The sequence below is a fragment of the Lewinella sp. genome (assembly GCF_050633125.1).
In the GTDB taxonomy this organism is placed as follows: domain Bacteria; phylum Bacteroidota; class Bacteroidia; order Chitinophagales; family Saprospiraceae; genus Lewinella.
Window position 1 is genome coordinate 26,231 of sequence record NZ_JBOEFX010000083.1, and the last position, 7,437, is coordinate 33,667.

5 protein-coding genes are annotated in these 7,437 nt (G+C 43.6%); 3 read left to right on the plus strand and 2 right to left on the minus strand.

Annotation, left to right across the window (positions count from 1 at the left end):
* Positions 1-115: 115 nt before the first annotated feature.
* Together ACRBG0_RS18400 and ubiE are read right to left on the minus strand one after the other, a co-directional pair.
* A complete protein-coding gene (locus ACRBG0_RS18400) occupies positions 116-859 on the minus strand; it encodes an outer membrane beta-barrel protein (RefSeq protein ID WP_431488329.1) in 744 nt (247 codons plus the stop codon).
* A complete protein-coding gene (ubiE, locus tag ACRBG0_RS18405) occupies positions 808-1,539 on the minus strand; it encodes a bifunctional demethylmenaquinone methyltransferase/2-methoxy-6-polyprenyl-1,4-benzoquinol methylase UbiE (RefSeq protein WP_431488330.1) in 732 nt (243 codons plus the stop codon). The genes ACRBG0_RS18400 and ubiE overlap by 52 nt, the downstream gene beginning before the upstream one ends.
* Before the next feature lie 276 nt (positions 1,540-1,815).
* Here ubiE and gyrA point away from each other — a divergent pair, with 276 nt between their 5' ends.
* The 3 genes from gyrA to ACRBG0_RS18420 all read left to right on the plus strand — a co-directional run.
* A complete protein-coding gene (gene gyrA, locus ACRBG0_RS18410; protein ID WP_431488331.1) occupies positions 1,816-4,371 on the plus strand; it encodes a DNA gyrase subunit A in 2,556 nt (851 codons plus the stop codon).
* Between the two features lie 102 nt (positions 4,372-4,473).
* The gene (locus ACRBG0_RS18415) at positions 4,474-5,850 is read left to right on the plus strand and encodes a hypothetical protein (RefSeq protein ID WP_431488332.1); all 1,377 of its coding nucleotides are present in this window, start codon (positions 4,474-4,476) and stop codon (positions 5,848-5,850) included.
* A gap of 112 nt (positions 5,851-5,962) precedes the next feature.
* Positions 5,963-7,437 (plus strand): M1 family metallopeptidase (locus ACRBG0_RS18420; RefSeq protein WP_431488333.1); only part of this gene is annotated, 1,475 nt, incomplete at its 3' end.

Sequence of the window (7,437 nt, forward strand, 5' to 3'; positions counted from 1 at the left end):
AGGGAGTAGTAAAAGATAATATTATACCTTTATTGACCTCCAACTGACCCCTTTGGATCAGTGCGGGGCAAATGTATAGCTTTTTTTGAAACTGCACAATATCCCTGCTCTTTTTTTACCCCTCAAAGTGAAAACTAAGCGTAAAGGCCCTACTCAGTACCTTCTCCAAAACAGTAGATTCCTCCAAGCCAGGATTGAAGATCAACGTATTGCCGATGCCGTGGCTAAACTTGATCTCCGGAGAGAAAATAAAGTAGGGAAAAAAGAACTGAACGCCAGCCCCATATTCCAAAGCAAAATCATGTGGCGATATTTTCACCAAACTTTCTGCCTGGCGCGCACGAGAGTCGCTGGCTACGTCAAAACTGTATTTTACACCTGCCAAAACAAAGAGCCTCTTATCTTTATATGGAGCGGATTTGTAGCGGAAATGAAACGGCATTTCTACAAAAACAGATTCTACTGATCGCTGATTAGGTTGTGCATCTCGGCGTGTCTGGTCATATACCAGTTTACGTTCCCCAAAGGAGAGGGTAGGCAGGAAACGGAAGTCGAAGTAATCTCCAATTTTCAGGTTCGTAACAATCCCCAGATTAAAGCCAGGGCCTCGCAAAGCCTGCACCGCCTGGATACTGTCTGAGTAGAGAAACTCTTCCGAGCGAAAAGGCGTAAAACTACTGTTGTTCATCGCCAGGGTGATTCCAAAATAGTAGGGCTTCTGCTGGAACTCAAAAAAGTTGTAGTTTCCTTTGCCTCCAATTTGTGCCTGAGCAGAAATACTACTCACCAGGAGCAAACAAATCAGGGTTATTTTATACCCGTGTAAAGTGACGATATTCCGAAGGTTAACGACCTGCATTGGTTTGATTTAAAGCCTATTTGAGATAATTGTTCTAAAAAAGCCTCTTGATTAAGGAACGCCTGTACCGATTCGTAAAGATACTGGTAAGCTTTTTTGTCCTTGGAGATAACGCGCCCGATGCTCGGAAGTATATACTTGAAGTATAAATTAAAGAGCTGTTTGATAGGAAAAGTCTGTGGATGGCTAAATTCCAACACAACCAACTTACCCCCCGGGCGAATTACACGATAGATTTCTTTTAATCCTACCTCCAGATGCTCAAAGTTTCGAACACCAAAGGCAACGGTTACGGCGTCAAAAGTATTGTCTTCAAAAGGCAAATCCTCAGAATCTCCTTCTATCAACGTTATCTGATCGTCCCAGCCTTTTTTGCTTACTTTTTCTCTCCCGAAAGCCAGCATTTCCGAGCTGATGTCCAGGCCGGTAATGTGTTCTACCTGAGGCATCTGTTTGCGAATTTCAAGTGCCACATCGGCGGTACCCGTCGCAACATCCAAAATTTTTCGGTGTTCCTGTGCGTTGAGCTGGGCAATCGCTCGCTTGCGCCAGATAATGTCGATACCCAGTGAAGTCATCCGATTGAGCAAATCATAGCTGGCTGCTATTCGGTTAAACATCTTGGAGACCTGGCTTTTTTTCGCATCCCCATCTCCGTAGGGGGTCACTTGTTCTTTCATTTCCACATTTTGTGTGCGCAAAGATAAGCGCTCATTGTTCAAACGAGTACTAACTTTTCTAATAAATATAGTAGCTAAAGCAAAATCGAAGAACCGAAATTGGTAAAGATCGTATCACTTTATCATTGCTATAAACACTTTGTCCGAGGCTTCGTTCATCGGCAATAATTTGTTATCTTTGTCCGCTTATTATAACTAAGCCATTTACCTGTAATTTGGCCCGGTATTTTGAGCAAACGTACAGCAAGTATTCATTAAAAATCTTTATACCGCTAGATGTCTTCTAATCAGCGAATTATCCCCGTTAATATTGAGGAACAGATGAAATCTGCCTACATAGATTATTCTATGTCGGTGATTGTTTCTCGTGCCCTGCCCGATGTTCGGGATGGCCTCAAACCTGTTCATCGCCGTGTTTTATACGGTATGTCGGATTTGGGACTGGCTTATAATAAATCTCATAAAAAATCTGCTCGTATTGTCGGGGAGGTTTTGGGTAAATACCACCCTCACGGTGACTCTTCTGTCTACGATACAATGGTGAGGATGGCCCAGGATTGGTCCTTGCGATACCCACTCGTGGATGGACAAGGTAACTTTGGTAGCATGGACGGCGATAGCCCGGCCGCAATGCGTTATACAGAGGCCCGCCTGCGCCGAATCAGCGATGAATTGTTAGCAGATATTGGCAAAGATACCGTCGATTTTGCTTTCAACTTCGATGATACGTTGAAAGAGCCAACCGTCTTGCCTGCAAGAATTCCCAACCTGCTCATCAATGGAGCTTCGGGTATTGCCGTAGGTATGGCTACCAATATGTTGCCTCATAACCTCACCGAAGTCATTGATGGGGTAGTAGCAACCATTGAAAACCCGGAAATCACCATTGATGAATTAATGAATTTCATCAAAGCACCTGATTTTCCTACCGGCGGGATCATTTTTGATTACCAAGGTATCAAAGATGCTTTCCATACCGGCAGAGGACGGGTTGTAGTACGTGGTAAAGCAGAAATTATCACAGATGACAGAGATCGTGAAACCATCATTATCTCTGAAATTCCTTACCAGGTTAATAAAGCAACCTTGGTTACTAAAATCGCCGAACTAGTTGGCGATAGAGTAGATGGGATCAGTGATGTACGCGACGAATCGGATCGTGATGGTCTACGCATTGTTATCGAAATTAAGCGAGATGCGATGGCATCCGTAGTGTTGAGTAAACTTTACAAGTATACGCCGCTACAAACCAGCTATGGTGTCAATAATATTGCGTTAGTTGACGGCCGTCCGGTAGTCTTGAACCTGAAGGACATCATCGTTGAGTTTATCAAGTTCCGGATCGAGGTTATTGTTCGCCGTACGATATATGATCTAAATAAGGCGTTAAGCCGAGCTCATATCCTCGTAGGTTTATTGATTGCGCTTGACTATCTTGATGAAGTTATTGCTTTAATTCGTAGGTCTCCTACACCTGACGAAGCTAAGCAAGGCTTAATCAATGGAGATTTTATCGATGATAAGGATGCTTTCTGGAAGAAATTCGGAGAGCTGGTGCAAGAAGCACAAACGGGTGAACTGGTGGTCCTCGAAGGTAATGTCCTTTCTGAACAGCAGGCCAAAGCGATTTTGGAAATGCGCCTCCAGAAGTTGACGGGCCTTGAGCGTGATAAAATCAAGGACGAATACAACGAAATCAAGACACTGATCGATCACTTGCGGGCTATTCTCGCCAGTGAAGAGATGCAGCGTGATATTATTAAGGAGGAGCTTCGCGATATTAAGGAGCGTTATGGTGATGAGCGCCGCTCAGAGATAAGCTTGGAAGCCGGCGATATTTCTATCGAAGATCTTATTAAAGATGAAGAAGTAGTTGTAACGATTAGCCACCTGGGGTATATCAAACGTACGCCGATGTCGGAGTACAAAATCCAGAGCCGTGGTGGGCGAGGTAGTCAAGGGAGCAGAACCCGTGACACTGACTTTGTCGAGCACATGTTTGGTGCTACCAATCACAATTACCTGATGCTGTTTACAGAGCAAGGACGCTGTCATTGGATTCGTATATTCGAAATACCAGAAGCTTCGAAAAATTCTGGCGGTAGAGTGATCCAGAACATTCTGGCAATACCTAAGGAAGATAGTGTCAAGGCTTACATTATTGTGAAAGACCTGACTGATGAGGAATTCCTGAAGAACCACTACATTATGTTCTGTACCAGGAATGGGGTAGTGAAGAAGACCCTCGTAGAAGCATATTCTCGCCCTCGTGTGGGAGGTATCAACGCCATCACTATCAATGATGGTGATCAACTATTGGAAGCTCGACTAACAACAGGCGATAGCCACGTTTTCCTTGCCACACGTTCAGGAAATGCCATTCACTTCGAAGAATCAAAAGTACGCCCAATGGGCCGTACCGCAGCCGGAGTACGGGGTGTTTCTTTGGCAGATGAGTCTGATAAAGTTGTGGGTATGATCTGTATCGATGCTACTGATCAGGACATTTCTGTTATGGTTATTTCCGAAAAAGGAATGGGCAAACGCTCTGACTTCAACGAATATCGTCTAACCAACAGAGGTGGTAAAGGGGTTCGTACCATGAGTGTTACAAAGAAAACAGGTGCAGTTGTCACAATCAAAGCCGTAAAGGATGATAATGACCTTATGATTACCAGCAAATCTGGTGTTGTTATCCGAATGCGTGCTGATGATATTCGGGTCATGGGGCGTGCAACTCAAGGCGTAAAAGTGATTCGTCTGGATGCTAAAGACGAAATTGCTGACGTTACAGTAGTAGCTCGTGAAGAAGAAAACGAGGAAGAAGAATAAAATTAATTTTGGGCTCTAAAGTTTTAAGATTTCATTAAGAGCCTTTAACTTGACTACTCCGTCATAAGGGTGGTTTAAATCACCAAATAATTTAAAATGACTATGAAGAAGCTAATTTTTGGCTGTCTAACTTTTCTAGCACTGACCTTTACGGTACAAGCACAGGAAGATCCTGCCAAGGCTTTAAAGAAAGCCGGAAATGCCTTGAAATCTTTCGAGTTAGACCAAACGGCTAATTTGGATAAACTGCACGAAGCAGTAGATATGATTACTATCGCAGTAGCCGCCAGTGAAACCAATGGCAATGCGTCTACCTGGCAATCTCAGGGAGATATTTACAACACGATTGCTAACCAGATTGTTAGCGTTCAGCAATTGAATGTTGGTTCTCTTGATGCGTTACCTCAGGTAGAAACCCCTGCATTGGTAGCCTTTAATGCCTATCAGAAGGCATTGTCTATGGCTGAGAAGAAGTACCAAACCAAAGATGCGCTTAAGGGCGTCCGGGCAGTACAGACCAATCTAAATAACATGGGTATTTATGCCTATGAAAAAGGCGAATTCGCTAATGCATACAACAACTTTAATGGTGTACTAACTGCTCACGAACTGTTGACCGAAAATGGTGAGGATAGCATGTTGGAGACAGAAGAGGCCGTTAACGATCAGGTTTACATCACTGGCTTAGCAGCATTGAACGCTAATGAAATTGCTGCCGCAGCTCCATTGTTTTCAAGACTTAAGGAAAATGGTGCAGAAAAAGCAGCGATTTACGAAGCGCTTTATAAAATTGAAGCAGCCGATGCATTGGCCCCTGATTCCGAGCTTACAGAAGAAGAGAAGACTGCTGTAATGGAAAAGGCTTATGTTAACCTACAGGATGGCCGTAAGCGTTTTCCTGATGATGTTTCTATCCTTTTTGCTGAAATCAATCACTTCCTTCGCATCAACAAACTTGATGTATTAATCACCAAGTTGGAAGCAGCATTGGAAAAAGAACCGGACAACATTTCTCTATACACGACGATGGGTAATGTTTATGATAACCTTTATCAGCGTGAAGCTAAGGCCGGTAACGAAGAAGCAGCAACGGGTTATTTCGCCGAGTCTTTGAAGTATTACGGTATGGCACTGGAGAGAGATCCAAATTTCACAGATGCAACTTATAGCATCGGAGCTCTTTACTTTAACCAGGCCGCAAACATGACACAGGAATTGTCTACACTTGCGGATGACTTCTCTAAAGAAGGACAGCGCAAGTATGACGAACTACAAGCTGAAGTAGCAGAGGTTTTCGAAACTGCTCTGCCTTTCTTCATTACGGTTGAAAAGCAGAAGCCAAGTGATATCAATACTTTAATTGCATTGAAAGAAATCTATGCTCGTAAGAGTGATTTCACAATGTCAAATGAGTTTAAGGCACGTTTGGAAACTGTTCAAGCTGGAGGGACTGTTGAGTCTTACTTCATGAAGAACTAATAAAGCCTAATACGCTTTCTTGTAAAAGCCATCCTGATTGACTTCAGGGTGGCTTTTACTATTTTTACCCTAAATTTCTTTGATTAAGTATTTGACCAATGCTAAATAGACTATGACCAATTTTATCATCAAGTGTGGACTTTTAATCATCATTGCTATGATTACAGGTTGTAACCAGCCTCCGGCAGAAATCGTAATTGAAGAAGGAGTAAGTTTGGCTTTGGCCAAACAACGCAAGGGAAACATTTCGGAGCTTACTTACGATCTCCATTTTCAAATTCCTGAAAACAAGACAGCTAGTATCCCCGCAAAGGTGGTTGCGAGCTTTGAGTTGCAATCTATTGAGAATGACCTTCAGCTGGATTTTAAAGCACTAATTGATCAGATAGGGGAAGTACAGGTCAATGGCGAAGTTACTCAGAGTAAGTTTCAAGAAGGGCATTTAATATTACCAAGAACATCTTTGGCAGTAGGGGAAAACAGGGTAGAAATTGATTTTATTGCTGGCGACCTCAGTTTAAATAGAAAAGGGGACTTTTTATACACCTTATTAGTTCCAGATCGTGCCTCCACCTTGTTTCCTTGTTTTGATCAACCAGACCTGAAGGCTAAGTTTACACTATCCCTTGATGTAGCGGCAGAATGGGAAGCATTGGGCAATGGAGCTATCCTGGAAACCAAATTGGAGAATGATCGTAAATTAATTTCCTTTAAAGAAACAGCCCCGATCAGTACTTATTTGTTTGCTTTTACAGCAGGACGGTTCCAGGTAGAAGAGGTTACGATTGGCGGAAGGCCTATGCGAATGCTCTACCGCGAGAGCGACTCAGAGAAGGTACAGCGCAATCTGCCGGAAATATTTAGCCTGCACCAGCAAGCACTGGAATGGATGGAACGGTATACGGCTATCCCTCTGCCTTTTGAGAAGTTTGACTTTGCTTTAATTCCTGGATTTCAGTACGGGGGAATGGAACACGTAGGGGCTATATTCTACCGGGAATCGAGCTTGATGCTAGACGAAAATGCTACACAAAACCAGCAGATTGGAAGAGCTTCCCTGATTGCCCACGAAACGGCCCACATGTGGTTTGGCGACTTGGTGACGATGGAATGGTTTTCCGACGTATGGCTGAAAGAGGTTTTTGCCAACTTCATGGCAGCCAAGATTGTAAATCCCGGCTTTCCAACGGTTAATCACGACCTTAATTTCTTGTTACGGCATCAGCCTTCTGCTTATGGAGAGGATCGATCAGGAGGGAGTCATCCAATCCAGCAGCCTTTGGATAACCTACGCGAGGCGGGCACGCTTTACGGAAGAATTATCTACCAGAAAGCCCCTGTTGTTATGCGTCAACTGGAAGACCAAATGGGAGTGGTGGGGCTACGAGATGGGCTGCGTGTTTATTTACGCCGGTTTGCCTACGGTAATGCCAGTTGGGATGATTTGATCAATATCCTGGATGAGCGCACCGAAGAGGATTTGAAAAGCTGGAGTGAAATCTGGGTAAAGTCTGCCGGGATGCCTGTATTTACGATCGAAGACATAGAAAAGGATGGCGAGCAGACACTAAATATAACAAAAGAGGG

What these genes read in the sequence shown, in the direction of transcription:
- ACRBG0_RS18400 (WP_431488329.1), bottom strand. Translation starts at nt 859, where the DNA reads ATGCAGGTCGTTAACCTTCGGAATATCGTCACTTTACACGGGTATAAA.
- gyrA (WP_431488331.1), top strand. Translation starts at nt 1,816, where the DNA reads ATGTCTTCTAATCAGCGAATTATCCCCGTTAATATTGAGGAACAGATG.
- ubiE (WP_431488330.1), bottom strand. Translation starts at nt 1,539, where the DNA reads ATGAAAGAACAAGTGACCCCCTACGGAGATGGGGATGCGAAAAAAAGC.
- ACRBG0_RS18415 (WP_431488332.1), top strand. Translation starts at nt 4,474, where the DNA reads ATGAAGAAGCTAATTTTTGGCTGTCTAACTTTTCTAGCACTGACCTTT.